The organism is Allorhizobium sp. GW101-3B10, assembly GCF_059424725.1.
The window spans coordinates 2,633,906-2,649,500 of the sequence record NZ_JBWKZR010000001.1 but is presented as its reverse complement, the minus strand read 5'-3'; the positions used below and the strand labels follow the sequence as shown (position 1 = coordinate 2,649,500).

23 protein-coding genes are annotated in these 15,595 nt (G+C 64.5%); 13 read left to right on the top strand and 10 right to left on the bottom strand.

The window, feature by feature from the left end; all coding sequences use genetic code 11:
- Positions 1 to 7 precede the first annotated feature (7 nt).
- A complete protein-coding gene (locus tag AC07Y0_RS13230) occupies positions 8 to 841 on the top strand; it encodes a L,D-transpeptidase (protein WP_498677941.1) in 834 nt (277 codons plus the stop codon).
- Positions 842 to 1,024: 183 nt separating this feature from the next.
- On the top strand, positions 1,025 to 1,750 hold the full coding sequence (locus AC07Y0_RS13225) for a L,D-transpeptidase (protein WP_498677938.1): 726 nt from the start codon (positions 1,025 to 1,027) through the stop codon (positions 1,748 to 1,750).
- A 158-nt stretch (positions 1,751 to 1,908) separates the two neighbouring features.
- Here the strand turns inward: AC07Y0_RS13225 and AC07Y0_RS13220 are convergent, their stop codons facing one another.
- Positions 1,909 to 2,358: a MarR family winged helix-turn-helix transcriptional regulator gene (locus tag AC07Y0_RS13220; protein WP_498677936.1), complete on the bottom strand. Its 450-nt coding sequence runs from the start codon at positions 2,356 to 2,358 to the stop codon at positions 1,909 to 1,911.
- A gap of 144 nt (positions 2,359 to 2,502) precedes the next feature.
- Between AC07Y0_RS13220 and AC07Y0_RS13215 the strand changes: the two genes are divergently transcribed.
- The 3 genes from AC07Y0_RS13215 to AC07Y0_RS13205 all read left to right on the top strand — a co-directional run bounded on the left by AC07Y0_RS13215 (position 2,503) and on the right by AC07Y0_RS13205 (position 4,498).
- Positions 2,503 to 2,925: an organic hydroperoxide resistance protein gene (locus tag AC07Y0_RS13215; protein WP_498677935.1), complete on the top strand. Its 423-nt coding sequence runs from the start codon at positions 2,503 to 2,505 to the stop codon at positions 2,923 to 2,925.
- 465 nt (positions 2,926 to 3,390) lie between these two features.
- Positions 3,391 to 3,777, top strand: coding sequence for an antitoxin Xre/MbcA/ParS toxin-binding domain-containing protein (locus AC07Y0_RS13210; protein WP_498677933.1), 387 nt, complete (start codon positions 3,391 to 3,393; stop codon positions 3,775 to 3,777).
- A complete protein-coding gene (locus tag AC07Y0_RS13205; protein WP_498677932.1) occupies positions 3,737 to 4,498 on the top strand; it encodes an RES family NAD+ phosphorylase in 762 nt (253 codons plus the stop codon). Before AC07Y0_RS13210 ends, AC07Y0_RS13205 begins: the two co-directional genes overlap by 41 nt.
- A gap of 193 nt (positions 4,499 to 4,691) precedes the next feature.
- On the opposite strand, the gene AC07Y0_RS13200 is transcribed toward AC07Y0_RS13205, so the two are convergent.
- Complete coding sequence (locus tag AC07Y0_RS13200) at positions 4,692 to 5,141, bottom strand: MarR family winged helix-turn-helix transcriptional regulator (protein ID WP_498677928.1); 450 nt, start codon at positions 5,139 to 5,141, stop codon at positions 4,692 to 4,694.
- Positions 5,142 to 5,203: 62 nt separating this feature from the next.
- On the opposite strand from AC07Y0_RS13200, the gene AC07Y0_RS13195 reads away from it, so the two are divergent.
- The 5 genes from AC07Y0_RS13195 to AC07Y0_RS13175 all read left to right on the top strand — a co-directional run bounded on the left by AC07Y0_RS13195 (position 5,204) and on the right by AC07Y0_RS13175 (position 8,552).
- A complete protein-coding gene (locus tag AC07Y0_RS13195; protein ID WP_498677925.1) occupies positions 5,204 to 5,932 on the top strand; it encodes a DUF899 domain-containing protein in 729 nt (242 codons plus the stop codon).
- 28 nt (positions 5,933 to 5,960) lie between these two features.
- Complete coding sequence (locus tag AC07Y0_RS13190; protein WP_498677923.1) at positions 5,961 to 6,449, top strand: DUF1579 domain-containing protein; 489 nt, start codon at positions 5,961 to 5,963, stop codon at positions 6,447 to 6,449.
- A gap of 109 nt (positions 6,450 to 6,558) precedes the next feature.
- A complete protein-coding gene (locus AC07Y0_RS13185; protein ID WP_498677921.1) occupies positions 6,559 to 7,029 on the top strand; it encodes a VOC family protein in 471 nt (156 codons plus the stop codon).
- Positions 7,030 to 7,101: 72 nt separating this feature from the next.
- Entirely contained in the window at positions 7,102 to 7,878 is a 777-nt protein-coding gene (locus AC07Y0_RS13180) for a VOC family protein (RefSeq protein ID WP_498677919.1), read from the top strand.
- 182 nt (positions 7,879 to 8,060) lie between these two features.
- Entirely contained in the window at positions 8,061 to 8,552 is a 492-nt protein-coding gene (locus tag AC07Y0_RS13175) for a histidine kinase (RefSeq protein WP_498677916.1), read from the top strand.
- Between the two features lie 40 nt (positions 8,553 to 8,592).
- Here AC07Y0_RS13175 and AC07Y0_RS13170 read toward each other — a convergent pair whose 3' ends face one another.
- From AC07Y0_RS13170 to AC07Y0_RS13150, 5 genes are all read right to left on the bottom strand, one after another.
- Positions 8,593 to 9,273 carry a phosphatase PAP2 family protein gene (locus AC07Y0_RS13170; protein ID WP_498677913.1) on the bottom strand — a complete coding sequence of 227 codons (681 nt, stop codon included), beginning with the start codon at positions 9,271 to 9,273 and terminating at the stop codon, positions 8,593 to 8,595.
- 192 nt (positions 9,274 to 9,465) lie between these two features.
- Entirely contained in the window at positions 9,466 to 9,699 is a 234-nt protein-coding gene (locus tag AC07Y0_RS13165; protein ID WP_498677912.1) for a hypothetical protein, read from the bottom strand.
- Between the two features lie 72 nt (positions 9,700 to 9,771).
- The gene (gene rpsU / locus AC07Y0_RS13160) at positions 9,772 to 10,014 is read right to left on the bottom strand and encodes a 30S ribosomal protein S21 (protein WP_115671123.1); all 243 of its coding nucleotides are present in this window, start codon (positions 10,012 to 10,014) and stop codon (positions 9,772 to 9,774) included.
- 55 nt (positions 10,015 to 10,069) lie between these two features.
- The gene (locus AC07Y0_RS13155) at positions 10,070 to 10,354 is read right to left on the bottom strand and encodes a cold-shock protein (RefSeq protein ID WP_454745011.1); all 285 of its coding nucleotides are present in this window, start codon (positions 10,352 to 10,354) and stop codon (positions 10,070 to 10,072) included.
- Between the two features lie 140 nt (positions 10,355 to 10,494).
- Positions 10,495 to 10,704 carry a cold-shock protein gene (locus AC07Y0_RS13150; RefSeq protein WP_028737030.1) on the bottom strand — a complete coding sequence of 70 codons (210 nt, stop codon included), beginning with the start codon at positions 10,702 to 10,704 and terminating at the stop codon, positions 10,495 to 10,497.
- Positions 10,705 to 11,078: 374 nt separating this feature from the next.
- Between AC07Y0_RS13150 and AC07Y0_RS13145 the strand changes: the two genes are divergently transcribed.
- Positions 11,079 to 11,339 (top strand): hypothetical protein, encoded by a 261-nt coding sequence (locus AC07Y0_RS13145; RefSeq protein ID WP_498677906.1) that lies wholly within the window; start codon positions 11,079 to 11,081, stop codon positions 11,337 to 11,339.
- On the opposite strand, the gene AC07Y0_RS13140 is transcribed toward AC07Y0_RS13145, so the two are convergent.
- Positions 11,321 to 12,223, bottom strand: coding sequence for a LysR family transcriptional regulator (locus AC07Y0_RS13140; RefSeq protein WP_498677904.1), 903 nt, complete (start codon positions 12,221 to 12,223; stop codon positions 11,321 to 11,323). The genes AC07Y0_RS13145 and AC07Y0_RS13140 overlap by 19 nt on opposite strands.
- Positions 12,224 to 12,347: 124 nt before the next feature.
- Here AC07Y0_RS13140 and AC07Y0_RS13135 point away from each other — a divergent pair, with 124 nt between their 5' ends.
- Positions 12,348 to 12,746, top strand: coding sequence for a (R)-mandelonitrile lyase (locus AC07Y0_RS13135; protein WP_498677902.1), 399 nt, complete (start codon positions 12,348 to 12,350; stop codon positions 12,744 to 12,746).
- Positions 12,747 to 12,816: 70 nt separating this feature from the next.
- Positions 12,817 to 13,863 carry an NAD(P)-dependent alcohol dehydrogenase gene (locus tag AC07Y0_RS13130; RefSeq protein WP_498677900.1) on the top strand — a complete coding sequence of 349 codons (1,047 nt, stop codon included), beginning with the start codon at positions 12,817 to 12,819 and terminating at the stop codon, positions 13,861 to 13,863.
- Positions 13,864 to 14,157: 294 nt separating this feature from the next.
- Here the strand turns inward: AC07Y0_RS13130 and AC07Y0_RS13125 are convergent, their stop codons facing one another.
- Positions 14,158 to 14,445 carry a hypothetical protein gene (locus tag AC07Y0_RS13125; RefSeq protein ID WP_498677898.1) on the bottom strand — a complete coding sequence of 96 codons (288 nt, stop codon included), beginning with the start codon at positions 14,443 to 14,445 and terminating at the stop codon, positions 14,158 to 14,160.
- Between the two features lie 73 nt (positions 14,446 to 14,518).
- Positions 14,519 to 15,565 carry a fatty acid desaturase gene (locus tag AC07Y0_RS13120; protein WP_498677897.1) on the bottom strand — a complete coding sequence of 349 codons (1,047 nt, stop codon included), beginning with the start codon at positions 15,563 to 15,565 and terminating at the stop codon, positions 14,519 to 14,521.
- Positions 15,566 to 15,595: the final 30 nt, after the last annotated feature.

Sequence of the window (15,595 nt, the reverse complement as noted above, 5' to 3'; positions counted from 1 at the left end):
GTGAACGATGTTGTCCAAGCGATCCTCCAAGCAGTTCCTTTCGGCCGGCACCGGCGCGCGTGCGCGCCGCTTGCTCGCTCTCGCCTCCGGCACGGCCCTGCTGTCTGTGCTGTCCGGCTGCCTCTTCGTCACCGACACCAGCCGCATGAACATCGACGTCTTCCAGGACGAGGTGGCGCCGGTCTACTATGATCCGGCCCGTGTCCAGCCTGCCGATCCGCAGCCGGTGCCGCAGAAGCGCGAACTCTATACGACCCAGTTCCATCAGACCTACGGCCTGCCGGTCAGCAATCCGCTGCACCGGGTGATGTACGACATGATTCGCGACGACGGCCATACCCTGCCGGCCATCCCGCTCGACCGCGTCGACCGCTCCTATCTGCGCCAGGAGATTGACTATTCGACCAACGAGGCCCCCGGCACGATCGTCGTCGATACCAAGGCGCGCTATCTCTATCTCGTGAAGGCGGGCGGCAAGGCGATCCGCTACGGCGTCGGCATCGGCCGCGACGGCTTTGCCTGGTCGGGCCGCGGCACGATCCAGATGAAGCAGAAATGGCCGCACTGGACCCCGTCGAACGAGATGGTGGCGCGCCAGCCCGATCTGCGCAGCGTCTCGGCGGCGGAGGGCGGGCTCGAGGCCGGCCTCAACAATCCGCTGGGTGCCCGCGCCCTCTATATCTACCAGGACGGCAAGGACACGCTCTACCGCGTCCACGGCACGCCCGACTGGCAGTCGGTCGGCAAGGCGACCTCGTCGGGTTGCGTGCGCATGTTCAACCAGGACGTCATCGACCTCTACGACCGGGTGGGCGCCAAGGCGCCGATCGTGGTGATCTGAGCGGATTGTAGATCGCCCGCCACGCGCGGCCGCAAAACGAAGGCCTCCCGAAGAGTTGACCGGCAATAGCGGTTGCAACTCTGCCGCTTTCCTGTTGCATTGCGTCATGATCGGAACAAAGCTGACGCTCGCGTCTTTAGCTGCGTTCCTCCGCCTTGTCGTTCACAGGAAGCTTCTTTGTCCATGCGTTCTTCGGATCCCCTTTCGCGCCGCGCCTTTCTCTCCCTGTCCAGCGTCGGCGCCGCAAGCCTGCTTGCCAGTTGCGCCTCCACCGGTCCGTCCGGCCGCGGCGTGGCCACCACCATCACCTACCGCGACGGCCGCAGCGTCATCGATCGGCCCCTGGCCGGCGGTTCCGCCGAGCTGGATGCCATGTATGGCGAGATCTATGACGGCGGCTATGTCATTCCGGCCGTGCCCTATCAGAAGATCGATGCGCGCTTCTATCGCCAGCGCGTCGTCGATCCGACCGGCCAGCCGCCCGGCACCATCGTCGTCGATACGCCGTCCCGTTTCCTCTATCTCGTCGAATCGGGCGGCACGGCCATGCGCTACGGCGTCGGCATCGGCCGCGAGGGCTTTGCCTGGCAGGGCACCGGCGTCATCCAGTGGCGGCAGAAATGGCCGAAATGGACCCCGCCGGACGAGATGATCGCCCGCAAGCCGGAGCTTGCCGAATACTCGGCGGACAATGGCGGCATGCCGCCGGGGCTTGAAAACCCGCTCGGTGCGCGCGCCCTCTACATCTTCCAGAATGGCGAGGACACGCTTTATCGCCTGCACGGCTCGCCGGAATGGAACTCGATCGGCAAGGCCGTCTCGTCGGGCTGCGTGCGCCTGCTCAACCAGGACATCATCGACCTCTACGAGCGCGTGCCGAACAAGGCGCGGGTTCTCGTCTGGCAGTGAGATTGCCGTCTGTTCTTTGATTTGTCGGCGCCCCGGCCTCGGCCGCGGGCGCCGATTGCGTTGTGGAAGCGGCGCATGTCGCCGTCGCCGGCAAAATTCGCGCTGCGGTCCGGACCCGCCTGGCTACTTCACGACGGAAGAGGGCCGGCCGGCCCCGTCTATTCCAGCGCGCTCAATCGCTTCTTCAACGTGTTGAGGCTGTCGCGCAGCGTGGCGATTTCGCCCATGGTGCAGCCCGTATGTTCGCCGATCGCCAGCATGATCTTGGCCGCATGGCACTTCATCGCCCGTCCGGGTTCGGTCAGCGTGATGAACACCTGGCGTTCGTCGATCGTGTCGCGCCGGCGCTCGACATAGCCGGCCTGTTCGAGGCGTTTCAGCAGCGGCGATAGCGTGCCGGAATCGAGTCCGAGCTTCTCGCCGAGCGCCTTGACCTGCAGCCCGTCCTCTTCCCACAGCGCCATCATTACCAGATATTGCGGATAGGTGAGGCCGAGCGGCTCCAGGAGCGGCTTGTAAGCCCGATTGAAGGCATGTGCCGCGCCGTAGAGCGCAAAGCACAGCTGGCGATCGAGCGTCAGTTCCTTTTCCAGATCCGCATCATTCATGTCCGTCGACGAAGCCCCTTTCAAGATCCCCGGGAGAACTGTCGTCAATTCTCGGCCCGGGGGCAATGTGCAAAAAATAAGTTGCGCACGATTGAATTGCGCAATATATAGCACGCATACCAACGCGAAACAAGGAGCATCTCCATGGCAATCCTCTACACCGCCCAGGCATCCGCAACCGGTGGCCGCGCCGGCCGCGCCGTTTCCGACAATGGCGTCCTCGACGTGACGCTGACCGTTCCGAAGGAACTCGGCGGTGATGGCGCCACCGGCACCAATCCCGAGCAGATGTTCGCCGCCGGCTATTCCGCCTGCTTCCTCGGCGCGCTGAAATTCGTCGCCGGCAAGGAAAAGGTGAAGATCCCGGACGACGCCAAGATCACCACTCGCGTCGGCATCGGCCCGCGCGAAGACGGCACCGGTTTCGGCATCGAAGTGGCGATCACCGCCGACCTTCCGGGCATCGAACGCGCCCTGGCCGAAAAGCTGGTCGCCGCCGCCCACATCGTCTGCCCCTACAGCCACGCCATGCGCACCTCGACCGAGGTTCCGGTCTCGGTTGCCTGAGGTGGGTAGGCAGTAGGCAGTAGGATTGCCGCCCGGCTTCATCGCCTCCTTGCATTTCCAAACCGATCCACCGCCAGAAGGCCGGCCTCACGCCGGCCTTTTTTCTTATGTCGGCTCGTGTTCAGGCAAATGGTGAGTCCTCACCCTGGGGCGGGAGCGTCAGCGACCCTCGAAGGGCGAGGGCGGGCGGACCTGTCGCTCACCATCATCCGCTCGCGTTCCGCCGACCTTTGCCCCTCACCCTGACCCTCTCCCCGCCTGCGGGGGTGAGGAATGGTCGGCGCAGCCGACGAAACGTTCCAGTGAATCGTTTCGAACGACGAACGCCCTGAGCCCAAGCGAAGGGCCGGCCGAGGTGCCGGCAGGCGGATGAGGGGCAGACCCCCATCGATTCGCCACCCCAGTTTTCTATCTTCTCCTGCAGACAAAAATGCACTATATTCTTTCCGAGGAAAGGATCGCGCCATGCTGCATCAACCGCTCGAATATGCAAAACCGCCCGTCTCGGAAGCCGCGACCGTCACCAAGGCGGTGATCGCCGCCGCCGATCGGCTGGGGCTGTCGGCGCGCCAGCTGTCGACCGTGATCGGCGTGTCGGAGGCCAGCATATCGCGCATGAAGCGGCTGGATTTCCGTCTCGAACGCGGCACCAAGCCGTTTGAACTGTCGCTGCTGTTCATCCGCCTGTTCCGCTCGCTGGATGCCATCACCGGCGGCGACGAGGCCGTCGCGCGCGCCTGGCTGAAGGCCGAGAACACCGTGCTCGGCGGCGCGCCCCTCACCAAGATCGCAACCGTTTCGGGCCTCGTCGATGTCCTTGCCTACCTGGACGCCCGCCGCGCTCTCGTCTGAGGCTGCCGTCATCGCAGGCGCCTTCTGGCGGCTGGTCGAGGCGCAGCATCAGGTCTCGACCATGAAACTGGTCGACAGCGTCGAGGAGCAGACCCTGCTCGAAAGCCTGCTGGAAGAGACCAAGCCGGCCTTTCCGCCCGAATGCGCCGGGCTCGACTATCTGCTGGCGACGCCGTTCCGCTATGGCGGCGTCTATCCGCACGGTTCGCGCTTCCGCCGCGCCGGGCGCACGCTCGGCGTCTATTACGCGGCGGAAAAGGTCGACACGGCGCTCGCCGAAATGGCCTTCTACCGCCTGCTGTTCTACGCCGAATCGCCCGCCACGCCGCTGCCCGCCAATGCCAGCGACTACACCGCCTTTTCCGCCCGGATCGCCACCGAGCGTGCCATCGACCTGACCGTGCCGCCCCTGGTGAAAGACGAGCCGGCCTGGACCGATCCGCTCGACTATACCGCCTGCCAGGCGCTCGCCGACACGGCGCGGGCCGGCGGGATCGAGGCGATCCTCTATCGTTCGGTCCGTGATCCGAAAGGCGGCAGGAACATCGCGCTCCTGACCGCAAACGCCTTCGCCGCCCGCGAGCCCGTCGAACGCCAGACCTGGCGCATCCGGCTCTCGTCCTCCGGCGTCCAGGCGCTCTGCGACTTCCCCCGCCGGCTTGTCGGCTTTGCGATCGCCGATTTTGCCGGAGATGCGAGGTTGAAGGGAAGGTTCGGGTAAGGATCTTGCGTCCTTCTCCCCGCCTGCGGGGAGAAGGTGCCGGCAGGCGGATGAGGGGGGATTGCCATGTTTCCGTTTCCGGCGGAGCACAGCGCTCAAGCGCCGCAATAGCAGGATCGGTGTAGGCGATCTTATCGCCTGCCCCTCACCCTAACCCTCTCTCCGCAGGCGGGGAGAGGGGATGGTCGCAGCGTTACCGCGCGATCTCCAGCAGATCCCGCCGCAATCCGTCGGCGTCGCCCGACGAAAGTTCGGCCTCGACGGCGGCATGGGTCTCGCGCCAGATCGGCACGGCGGCCGAGAGTACGGCGGCGCCGTCGGCGGTGAGGCGCAGCCGCTTGCCGCGCCGGTCCTTCGGATCGGTCTCGATCGACACCCAGCCGCGCCGCTGGAGCGGCTTCAGCGCTGCCGTCAGCGTCGTGCGGTCCATGGCGAGCAACTGCGCCACCGGCCCCATCGGCGGCGGCTCGGGGCGGTTCAGCGCCATCATCAGCGAGAACTGGCCGTTGGTCAGCCCGAGCGCCTTCAGCGCGGTGTCGAAGCGGCGCGCCAGCGCCCGCGCGGCCCGCTGGGCATGCAGGCACAGGCACGTATCGCGCACATGGATGGTCGTGGAATACGGAATCAGGGGCTCGGTTGACATGTATCAAATATGTTGATACCAACCTATTTGTCAAGATGAAACCGGTCCTGGAGGAGGGAAGAATGGAACATTCTGTCGTATCCCGCGATGAATGGCTGGAAGCGCGCCGCACACTTCTCATGAAGGAAAAGGAAATGACCCGGATGCGCGACCGGATCAATGCCGATCGCCTGGCGCTGCCCTGGGTCAAGGTCGACAAGGACTATGTCTTCACCACGCCCACCGGCCGCAAGACGCTGGCCGAGCTGTTCGACGGACGCAGCCAGCTGGTGGTCTACCATTTCATGTTCGGCCCGGACTGGGAGGCCGGTTGCCCCGGCTGCTCCTTCCTCGCCGATCATCTTGACGGCGCCATCGTCCACCTCAACAACCACGACGTTTCATTCGTCTGCGTGTCGCGCGCCCCGCTCGACAAGATCGAGGCCTACAAGCGCCGCATGGACTGGCATTTCCCCTGGGTGTCGTCCTTCGGCTCCGACTTCAATTTCGACTACCACGTCTCCTTCACCAAGGAGGAGCTTGCCGCCGGGCCGGTCACCTACAATTTTCGCGAGACGCCGGCCGAGCAGGCCCATGACGAACTTCCGGGTCTCTCGTCCTTCTACCGTGATACAGACGGTACGGTTTACCACACCTATTCCAACTATGCCCGCGGCGGCGAGGAAATGCTCGGCACGATGATGATCCTCGACTGCGCCCCGCTCGGCCGCAACGAGGGGTCGACCATGGACTTCGTCAAGCGCCACGACGAATACGAGACGCGCCCGAAGGCGGCGACCTGCTGCCATTGAAGGCTGCCCCAACCGAGGAGGAGAAGTCATGGAATTTTCCAAGCCCCGCGAGGAGCACCGCTTTCTTGAAAAGCTCGTCGGCGACTGGGTCGTCACCTCAAGCTCCGGCCATGAAAACTACGATCCGAACGATCCGGCAAAGGTCTGGACGGAGACGGTCCGCTCGGTCGGCGGGCTGTGGTTCGTGGCCGAGGGCAGGGGCGCCATGCCCGACGGCAATCCCGGCCAGATGGTCATGACGCTCGGCTACGACCCTAGGCTCGGCCAATATGTCGGCACCTGGATCGGTTCCATGATGGACAAGCTCTGGATCTACAAGGGTTGGATCGAGCCGGACGGCAAGACGCTGACGCTGGAGGCGGAAGGCCCGAGCTTCGAGGACCCGCAGAAGACCGACGTTTATCATGATGTCATAAGCTTCATCGATGATGGCCGCCGCACCTTCTCCGGCAGCGTGCGCCTGCCGGACGGCACGTTCAAGACGTTCATGACCAGCGAAATGCAGCGCCGGGCATGAGCCTCGACCCGACACCGGACTGCTGCCGTGGTCGTCCGTCCATATTCGCCCGGACTTGTACATCCCATCGAAAGCCCCGCGGGGCCGATCGGCAGCAAAGGAGAGCAAGATGAAGGTCACCCAACATCTCTGGTTCGAGAAAGACATGGAAAAGGCGGTCAGCTTCTACACCTCGCTGATTCCCGGCTCCTCGATCGAATGGATTTCTGCCATCCCCGCCGAGACGCCGAGCGGCCCGGCCGGCAGCGTCAAGCTCGCCGGCTTCACCCTTGGCGACCAGCGCTACATGGCCATCGAGGCCGGGCCGCTCGATCCGTTCAACCACAGCTTCTCGATCATCGTCGGCTGCGACAGCCAGGAGGAGATCGACCATCTGTGGAACGCGCTGAGCGAGGGCGGCTCGACCGAGCAGTGCGGTTGGCTGCGCGACCGCTGGGGGCTCTGCTGGCAGATCACGCCGACCAGGCTCGGCGAACTGATGTCGGATCCGGATCCGGCCAGGGCCAAGCGCGTCACCGAGGCGATGCTGAAGATGGTGAAATTCGACATCGCCGGTCTCGAGGCCGCGGCCCGGGGCTGACCGTCCCACCGGCGCGTGCTCAACGGCGTGCAACTGAACTCTATTCCGCCACAGAAAAGAAAGGAACGGGCCATGCAAGGCACATTCATCTGGTACGAACTGATGCCCACCGACACGGCGTCCGCCGCCGAATTCTACACCAAGGTCGTCGGCTGGACGGCCAAGGACAGCGGCATGCCCGGCGTCGACTACACGATCCTCGGCGTTCCCGGCTACGACATGGGTGTCGCCGGCATGATGCAGCTCACCGAGGACATGAAGGCCAGGGGCATTCCGCCCCACTGGACGGGCTACGTCGCGGTCGACGACGTCGATGCCATGGCGAAGAAGTTCGCCGACAATGGCGGCGCGGTCTGTCACGCGCCGGAGGACATTCCCGGCGTCGGGCGCTTCGCCGTCGTTGCCGATCCGCAGGGCGCCGTGATCAGCCTCCTCAAGGTGATCATGCCGGAAGGTCCGATGCCGCCGGAACCCGCCGCCGGCACGCCGGGCACGTTCGGCTGGGCCGAACTGATGGCCGGCAATGGCGAGGAGGCCTTCGCCTTCTATCAGAACATGTTCGGCTGGGAAAAGGACATGGCCGTCGACATGGGCGCGATGGGGATCTACCAGTGCTTCGCCAAGGGCGGCAAGGCGATCGGCGGCATGATGACCAAGCCGCCCATGGTGACCGCGCCCTTCTGGGGCTATTACATCACGGTCGATGCCATCGATGCAGCGGTCGAGCGCGTGAAGCAGGCCGGAGGCAAGATCCTTTTCGGACCCGAATCCGTCCCCGGCGGCAGCTTCATCCTGCAATGCGAGGACCCGCAGGGCACCTATTTCGCGCTCACCGCGTCGAAGCGCTGACGGTCCGCCGCGAACCCGCCCTGACGTGATCCGATTTCGCCCGATCCAACCAGAATTGGACCGGGCGAGATCCATATCGCCCTTGCCCGATTTTCATCAGAATTCTGTAATGTCTCCGGCGCCGGAACCGACGAGGCCCTTGCCGTGTCCCGGATAGCGCTGTTTCAACCACGGATATGCTCATGAAATCGACCCTCATCGCCGCCTTCTTCGCCTTCGCCCTGCCGGTCGCAGCACTCGCGGCCGAAATCCGGCTCCCCGCCGATGCACCGGTCGCCAGCGTCACCATTCCCGACAGCTGGAACCCGACCGAAATCGACCACGGCGTCGAAGCCGTCTCCGGCGACGATGCCGTCTATCTTTCGATCGAAGTGGCGGAGGAACAGACCAGCGACAAGATCATCGAGGACATCTTCGCCTTCCTCGAGGAGAACGGCGTGAAGGTCGACCAGGCGACGCAGGGCGAGACCGACAACAAGCTGAACGGCATGGACGTCTCGACCATCGAATGGGAAGGCGAGGACGAGGACGGCCCGGTTTCGGTCGGCGTGACCATGATGTCGCCCAGGCCGGGCAAGCTCCTGCTGATGACCTATTGGGGATCGAAGGGCGACCAGGAAAAGCATCTCAAGGACTTCGTCGGCATCATCGCCTCGATCAAGCCGGTGAAGTAAGGCATCCGGGCGGTCGCCGGCCCCTGGCCGCGACCGCCCGCTACGCCCTGGCTGCGGAGCGCTGCCGGTAGAGATGCGCGAGCATTGCGCAGGCAAGCGCCCAGCCGGCGCCGATCGACCATCCGGCGAGCACGTCGGTCGGATAGTGCACCCCGAGATAGACGCGGCTGAGCCCCACCATCACGGTGAGCAGCACCGCCGATCCGAGATAGAGGATCTTCTGGCCGCGGCTCTCGGCCATTTCCGAAAGCAAAGCGCCGAGCGTCAGGTAGACGACGGCCGAAACGGTCGCGTGGCCGCTCGGGAAGCTGGTGGTGAAGACGCGCGCGACGCCCGTGAGATCTGGGCGAGGGCGGTCGAACAGGGATTTGAGCCCGCTGCTCAAGAGTGTGCCGCCGATCACCGATACCGTGAGGAACCAGGCCGTGCGTGTCCGCCCGATGAGGAAGAGATGAATGACGACCACGGTGATCAAGATGAACAGCACCGAGAAGCTGCCGAGCGCGGTGATGTCGCGGGCGGCCTCCTCCACCCAGGCCGGGCCGATCGGATCGGCCGGGTCGCCGGGCGTGCGCAGCGCCAGAAGCACGGCCTGATCGATCGTCATCGTCTCGCCTTCGCTCACCTCGTCGGCGATCAGGCCGAAGCCGCCCAAAAGGGCCGCCAACGCGGCGCCGCCGGCATAGGAGGAAATCGAACCGCCGCTTTTGTGCCAGATCATCTGTCGTGCTTTTCCGTTTCTACCGTCGAACACTCGCTCACCCGAACGGGCGGAGGGCGCCTGGCTGATCTTTTAGAACGCGGCCGACCGCATCCGCAACGCCTGCGCGGCGTCGGTGAGGAATTGGGGCCTGTCGGGCAATGTCGGGGAAACGGTGCTGCCACCGAAAGAAGGGGCCGGCGCGGTAAGCCGTCAGCCGGCCTTCGGCGCGGCCTTCTTGGTCGCCCGCTTGGCCGGCTTTGCCGGCACGTCCGGGCTTGCCTCGGCTTCGCGCAGCATGCGCATGGCCTTCAGCTTCTCGGTCTTCTTGTCACGCGCGGTCGATTCCGCTGCGATGATGGCGCGCGCGGTATGGTCCGTCGTTGCCGCCTTGTCGCGGGCATCGACTTTACCGGGCTTGAAGAATTTGTCTTTGGTCGCGGTCATGGGATCAGCCTTCCGAAAGGGGACGGAGGACGGCTTGCGCCCAAGCGAGGGCGCAGGCCGCGGGTGAGGCCATTAGCGAGCGGGGCGAATAGCAGCCTTTTTCGGCATCGGCAGAAGGCCTTCGCGCTGCATCTTCTTGCGAGCCAGCTTGCGCAGGCGGCGAACGGCTTCGGCCTTTTCGCGCACGCGCTTTTCAGAAGGCTTTTCGAAGGCGCTGCGGGCCTTCATTTCGCGGAAGAGACCTTCGCGCTGCATCTTCTTCTTCAGTACCCGGAGTGCCTGGTCGACATTGTTGTCTCGAACGAGAACCTGCAAGGGATTTCCTTTCCATCGGCGCCCGAGCGCCGTTTAGTGTTAGAGGGTTGAAAGACTAGCGCCCGACGCGGATCGAAGAGGGCTTCAGCCAGGGTTCGGCCTTGACCGTCGCCTGCTGCTGCTTCTCCACTGTTCCCGACGACGTTTCAATGCCGTCGATGTCGGACAGGGTGACGCGGCGTTCGAAATTCTCCGCGTCGAAACGGACGCGGTATTCCGGCTCGCCATGTTCGGCGGGCAAAACCGTAACGATGCGACAGGCCAGCCTGTTCCGGCTGGTGCCGGAAATGCCGTCCCGAAGCAAGACCCGATCGCCCACGCGGGGATACGATTTACGCATGATAGGGTCCTTTCACGACCTGTCCCGCGGAACACGAGAACCTGGGACAAATCAAAAAGGCCGGGCGTTACCCCGACCTCTTCCTGTCACTCAAAGCCTTGACTGCCAGTACATCCGTGGTCAGCCTTGGCGAATGACAATTACGCAGCCCGGAGGTTGTCCGCCGAGTTCTTGCCCGACTTCTTGTCGCGCACGATGTCGTAGGAGACCTTCTGGCCTTCGACGAGTTCGCGCATACCCGACCGTTCAACGGCGGAGATGTGAACGAATACGTCGGTCGAGCCTTCGTCAGGCTGAATGAAGCCGAAGCCCTTGGTGCTGTTGAACCACTTTACGGTGCCAGTATTCATAACGATATCCTTTCAATCGTTGGGTTCGCCGGTGAGATATTCGTCCGGCTTGATCGACGTTGAGAGGAGATCTGACGGTGCGCCGAGGCGCGTAGACAAACACACTAGCAATCTTCGATGCCTGCAATATAGGCCATTTGCCACGGATTGCAATGAAGGAATGAAGATTCTTCGGCATTTCGATTTCTGCGGGTATCGCAGAATCGCCCGAATACCGGCCTTTGGCAAGGGAAATGCCGACCCCGCCGCAGAATTCTTTCACACGCCAAGCCGCAGGGCCTCAGGTGCCATCCTGCAGCGGCGATTTCCCAGGCGCGAGGGAATGGCGTATGATTCTTTGCCTGAGGGCGACGGGCGTGGCCGGGGAGGGCGCAATGGTTTGGACGGTGGTGAGGGCATTGATTTTTGGACTGGTCGGACTGATCGGCCTGCCGATCGTCACGACGCTTCTGGTGCTGACGCTTTTCCATCTGTTCGATCCGCGCTGCGGCACGCCGGGCGATTCGGGCGGCTGCGAAATGGGCGCCGTCTCGATCGGCGTGCTGGCCGCCCTTCCGGGATTTGCCCTCGGCGTGGCGCTCACGTTCTTCCAGGCGTGGCGCAGGCAGCGGCGCGGTCAGGATCCGGGTGCGTGATACCGCAGCGCCTCGACCAGCAGCGAAAAGGCGGGCGAGGCGTGGCGGCGGCTCGGATAGTAGAGGTGATAGCCGGCAAAGGGCGGCGTCCAGTCGTCGAGCAATTGAACCAGCCGGCCTTCCGCCAGATGGTCCCGCACCATGTCCTCGAACAGGAAGGCCAGCCCATAGCCCTCCAGCGCCGCCGACAGCACCTGCCCGACGTCGTTGAACACCAGCTGGCCGTCCACCCGGACGCGGATCTCCTGGCCGTCCTTTTCGAACTCCCAGGCATAGAAGCCGCCATAGGTCGGCAGGCGGGTGTTGATGCAGTCGTGCTGGGTCAGGTCGCGCGGGCTGAGCGGCGTCGGGCGGTTGGCCAGATAGTCCGGCGCGCCGACCACGACAAGGCGGGCATCGGGGGCGATGCGCACTGCCACCATGTCCTTCTCCACCTGTTCGCCGAACCGTACGCCGGCGTCGAAGCGCTCCGCCACGATGTCGGTCAGCGCGAGGTCGGAGAACAGTTCCACTTTGATGTCGGGATAGCGCCTGAGTATCTTCGACAGCGCCGGCCACAGCACGGTGTCGATCGCATGCTGGGTGGCGGTGATCCTGAAATTGCCGGCCGGTCTTTCGCGGTACTGGCCAAGCGCCTCCAGTTCCTGTTCGATGCTGCCGAAGGCGGGGGCCAGCGCCGCCAGCAAGCGCTCCCCGGCTTCGGTTGGCGCCAGGCTGCGGGTCGTGCGGGTCAGGAGGCGCACGCCCAGCCGCTCCTCGAGGCGGCGCACGATCAGGCTGAGTGAGGATTGCGACGTGCCGAGCCGTGCCGCCGCCCGGGTGAAGCTGCGCTCCTCCGCCACGCTCTGGAAGGCCATCAGGTCGCCTAGGTCTTCGCGCCTCATTCATTGATCCTCGATATAAGTGCAATCTTTTTATATGGTCTAATTGAAATAAATCTTGTCGGCTATAGTCGATCAGTGGGGCGTGGCGACACGCCCTCGATCACACGGCCCGCGGGAGCACATCATGGACATCAAGAGAGTTGGATCGCGGCCCTCCGGCAAGGGACCGTCGGACTGGTTTACCGGCACCGTACGCATCGACCCGCTGTTTGAGGCGCCGTCTCCGGCCCGTGCGGCCGGCGCCGCCGTCACCTTCGAACCCGGCGCCCGCACGGCCTGGCATACCCACCCGCTCGGCCAGACCCTGATCGTCACGGCAGGCCTCGGCCTCGTCCAGCGCGAGGGCGGCCCGATCGAGGAAATCCGCCCCGGCGACGTGATCTGGTTCGCGCCGGGCGAAAAACACTGGCACGGTGCATCGGCGACCGTCGCCATGACCCATATCGCCATCCACGAGTCCCTCGACGGCAAAACCGTCGACTGGCTCGAACAGGTCACCGACGACCAGTATTCCGACCGCTGATCCTCCCCGCGGCCGGCTTCGCCCCGGATCTTCCGGGGTCCTTCATCCCTCAACATCATTGGAGACTGCCATGCTGACCAAGGCCTTCGGCGCCTATGCCGCCGACAAATCGCTTGAACCGATGGAAATTCCCCGCCGCGACGTGGGGCCGAACGACGTGCAGATCGCCATCGCCTATTGCGGCGTCTGCCATTCCGACTTGCACACCGTGCGCTCCGAATGGGCCGGCACGCAGTACCCCTGCGTGCCCGGCCATGAGATCGTCGGGCATGTCAGCGCCGTCGGCTCGGCCGTCACCGGCTTTGCGGTCGGCGATACGGTCGGCGTCGGCTGCATGGTCGACAGCTGCCAGAGCTGCTATGCTTGCGACGACGGCCTGGAACAGTATTGCGAACACGGCTTCACCGGCACCTATAACGGCGCGACGGCGGACAAGCCGGGCCACACGCTCGGCGGCTATTCGCAGTCGATCACGGTCAAGGACAAGTTCGTCGTCAAGGTCCGCCACCCGGCCGAAAACCTCGCCGCCGTGGCGCCGCTGCTCTGCGCCGGCATCACGCTGTGGTCGCCCCTGCGCCACTGGAAGGCCGGACCGGACAAGAAGGTCGGCATCGTCGGCATCGGCGGTCTGGGCCACATGGGCGTGAAGCTCGCCCGCGCCCTCGGCGCCCATGTCGTCGCCTTCACCACGTCGGAGAACAAGCGTCAGGCTGCTCTCGATCTCGGCGCCCACGAGGTCGTCGTGTCGCGCAATGCCGACGAGATGAAGGCGCACGCCAACTCGTTCGACCTGATCGTCGATACGGTGGCCGCAAGCCATAATCTGGATGCCTTTGTCAATCTGCTGAAGCGCGACGGCACGCTGACGCTGGTCGGTGCGCCGGAGCATCCGCATCCGTCGCCGGCCGTCTTCCCGCTGATCATGAAGCGTCGTTCGATCGCCGGTTCGACGATCGGCGGCATTGCCGAGACCCAGGAGATGATGGATTTCTGTGCCGAGCACGGCATCGTCGCCGACATCGAGATGATCGCGGCAACGGAGATCGAAGAGGCCTATGCCCGCATGCTGACGAGCGACGTGAAATACCGCTTCGTCATCGACAGCGCGACGCTCTGAAGGGGAATTCCCTCTTCTCCCCAGCGGGGAGAAGTGCCGAGCGTGAGCCAGGTGATGAGGGGGGCAAGTGCGCAGCCATCCCGTGGCTTCGCCTCGCCGAGGCGCTCTTGCCCTTCACCCCAGCCCTCTCCCCGCAGGCGGGGAGAGGGAATGGCCACGGCGGTGCCGCTTGTCCCTTCTCCCCGCTTGCGGGGAGAAGGTGCCGGCAGGCGGATGAGGGGCAACAGGCTGATTGGGACGCTGCCGACGGGACGTTAGTCCTTCAAGGCCCTCCGAAAAGGACCCTCCGCCTGCTCACTTGTTCCGCAGCAGCCACATCTTGCCGGCCATGGTGATGCCATGGGCGGATTCCTCGACGTCGACGTCGGGGTTGAGGGTCTGCAGAAGGCCGAAGTCGCGCAGTTCGTTGAGCGTCCCGGTCTTCAGGAACTTGATCTTCTGCGGGCGCTCCTTGAAGCGGTCGCTGCGGGCATAGGTGATCTCGGCGTTGAGATGCGTCCATTTCTTGCCCTCGGCGGGGAAGAGGTCCCCGTCCTTGGCAAGCTTCAGGCCGCGGATCTGGGTGGGGGTGAGTTCGTGCATGGTCGTTCCTTGAAAAGGTAGGGTCGTGTCGGGGTGGCGCGGCGGCCGGCCTGATGCCGGCCACGGGCAGCAATCAGGCGGTGGCGCCGGCGCCTTCGGCTTCGCGGAAGGAGAGGAGCTTGCCGCTCTTCTCGTCCCACAGGGCGAGCCTTACGCATTGTAGGCTCTGCCACAGGGTGATGCGGCCGATGCCGGCGAGTTCCGGATGGTCGCGCAGGACTTCCGGCAGGCGGTAATAGGGAATGCGGCTGGCCAGGTGATGCACATGGTGGATGCCGATATTGCCGGTCATCCAGCGCAGTGCGAGCGGCAGGTCGTAGTGCGAGGCGCCGTGCAGGGCGGCCTGGGGGAACTTCCACTCGTCGCCCTTCGACCAGTGCGTCTCCTCGAACTGGTGCTGGACGTAGAACAGCCAGATGCCGGTGGCGCCTGCGATCAGCACGACCGGCAGGTGGATGACGAGGAAGGGAACGAGGCCGACAGCCCAGATCATCAACGCCGAAAAGACGAGAATGCCGAGATTGGTGCCCAGGGTCGAGATCCACGGCAGCTTGCCGTCCTTCATCATGCCGAAGGGCAGGCGCTGCTTGAACAGGAAGAGCCAGGCCGGGCCGATGCCGAACATCACCGCCGGATGGCGGTAGAGGCGATAGGCGAGGCGGCCGCGCGGCGAAAGGGCATGGTATTCGTCGACCGTCAGCGTGGTGATGTCGCCGACGCCGCGTTCGTCGAGATTGCCGGCCGTGGCATGGTGGGCGGCATGCGCCTGGCGCCAGTAGTCGTAAGGCGTGAGCGTCAATATGCCGATCAGACGGCCGGTCCAGTCGTCGAGCCGGCGGCGGGCGAAGAACGAGCCGTGGCCGCAATCGTGCTGGATCATGAACAGCCGCAGCAGGAAGGCGCCGGCCGGAAGGATGGCGAGGAGGCCGATCCACACGCCGTTGATGAACGAGACATAGGCGATGGCCCAGAACAGGGCGAGCGGCACCAGGGTGATGACCAGTTCGAAGGCGCTGCGCGCCAGGCTCGGCTGTCGGTAGCGCGCCAGGATCTTCAACCACGCTCCGACATTGTCGTCGGCAGGTGCAGCAGGTGCGTGGGCGTTGATATTGGCGTTCATGTAGTCCGATCCGTTTCTGTCGGCACGGCA

What these genes read in the sequence shown, in the direction of transcription:
- AC07Y0_RS13175 (WP_498677916.1), top strand. Translation starts at nt 8,061, where the DNA reads ATGAAATCGACCCTCATCGCCGCCTTCTTCGCCTTCGCCCTGCCGGTC.
- AC07Y0_RS13180 (WP_498677919.1), top strand. Translation starts at nt 7,102, where the DNA reads ATGCAAGGCACATTCATCTGGTACGAACTGATGCCCACCGACACGGCG.
- AC07Y0_RS13215 (WP_498677935.1), top strand. Translation starts at nt 2,503, where the DNA reads ATGGCAATCCTCTACACCGCCCAGGCATCCGCAACCGGTGGCCGCGCC.
- AC07Y0_RS13225 (WP_498677938.1), top strand. Translation starts at nt 1,025, where the DNA reads ATGCGTTCTTCGGATCCCCTTTCGCGCCGCGCCTTTCTCTCCCTGTCC.
- AC07Y0_RS13125 (WP_498677898.1), bottom strand. Translation starts at nt 14,445, where the DNA reads ATGCACGAACTCACCCCCACCCAGATCCGCGGCCTGAAGCTTGCCAAG.
- AC07Y0_RS13130 (WP_498677900.1), top strand. Translation starts at nt 12,817, where the DNA reads ATGCTGACCAAGGCCTTCGGCGCCTATGCCGCCGACAAATCGCTTGAA.
- AC07Y0_RS13140 (WP_498677904.1), bottom strand. Translation starts at nt 12,223, where the DNA reads ATGAGGCGCGAAGACCTAGGCGACCTGATGGCCTTCCAGAGCGTGGCG.
- AC07Y0_RS13190 (WP_498677923.1), top strand. Translation starts at nt 5,961, where the DNA reads ATGGAATTTTCCAAGCCCCGCGAGGAGCACCGCTTTCTTGAAAAGCTC.
- AC07Y0_RS13170 (WP_498677913.1), bottom strand. Translation starts at nt 9,273, where the DNA reads ATGATCTGGCACAAAAGCGGCGGTTCGATTTCCTCCTATGCCGGCGGC.
- AC07Y0_RS13205 (WP_498677932.1), top strand. Translation starts at nt 3,737, where the DNA reads ATGTCCTTGCCTACCTGGACGCCCGCCGCGCTCTCGTCTGAGGCTGCC.
- AC07Y0_RS13230 (WP_498677941.1), top strand. Translation starts at nt 8, where the DNA reads ATGTTGTCCAAGCGATCCTCCAAGCAGTTCCTTTCGGCCGGCACCGGC.
- AC07Y0_RS13220 (WP_498677936.1), bottom strand. Translation starts at nt 2,358, where the DNA reads ATGAATGATGCGGATCTGGAAAAGGAACTGACGCTCGATCGCCAGCTG.
- AC07Y0_RS13155 (WP_454745011.1), bottom strand. Translation starts at nt 10,354, where the DNA reads ATGCGTAAATCGTATCCCCGCGTGGGCGATCGGGTCTTGCTTCGGGAC.
- AC07Y0_RS13135 (WP_498677902.1), top strand. Translation starts at nt 12,348, where the DNA reads ATGGACATCAAGAGAGTTGGATCGCGGCCCTCCGGCAAGGGACCGTCG.
- AC07Y0_RS13195 (WP_498677925.1), top strand. Translation starts at nt 5,204, where the DNA reads ATGGAACATTCTGTCGTATCCCGCGATGAATGGCTGGAAGCGCGCCGC.
- AC07Y0_RS13150 (WP_028737030.1), bottom strand. Translation starts at nt 10,704, where the DNA reads ATGAATACTGGCACCGTAAAGTGGTTCAACAGCACCAAGGGCTTCGGC.
- AC07Y0_RS13120 (WP_498677897.1), bottom strand. Translation starts at nt 15,565, where the DNA reads ATGAACGCCAATATCAACGCCCACGCACCTGCTGCACCTGCCGACGAC.
- AC07Y0_RS13145 (WP_498677906.1), top strand. Translation starts at nt 11,079, where the DNA reads ATGGTTTGGACGGTGGTGAGGGCATTGATTTTTGGACTGGTCGGACTG.
- AC07Y0_RS13210 (WP_498677933.1), top strand. Translation starts at nt 3,391, where the DNA reads ATGCTGCATCAACCGCTCGAATATGCAAAACCGCCCGTCTCGGAAGCC.
- AC07Y0_RS13185 (WP_498677921.1), top strand. Translation starts at nt 6,559, where the DNA reads ATGAAGGTCACCCAACATCTCTGGTTCGAGAAAGACATGGAAAAGGCG.
- AC07Y0_RS13165 (WP_498677912.1), bottom strand. Translation starts at nt 9,699, where the DNA reads ATGACCGCGACCAAAGACAAATTCTTCAAGCCCGGTAAAGTCGATGCC.
- AC07Y0_RS13200 (WP_498677928.1), bottom strand. Translation starts at nt 5,141, where the DNA reads ATGTCAACCGAGCCCCTGATTCCGTATTCCACGACCATCCATGTGCGC.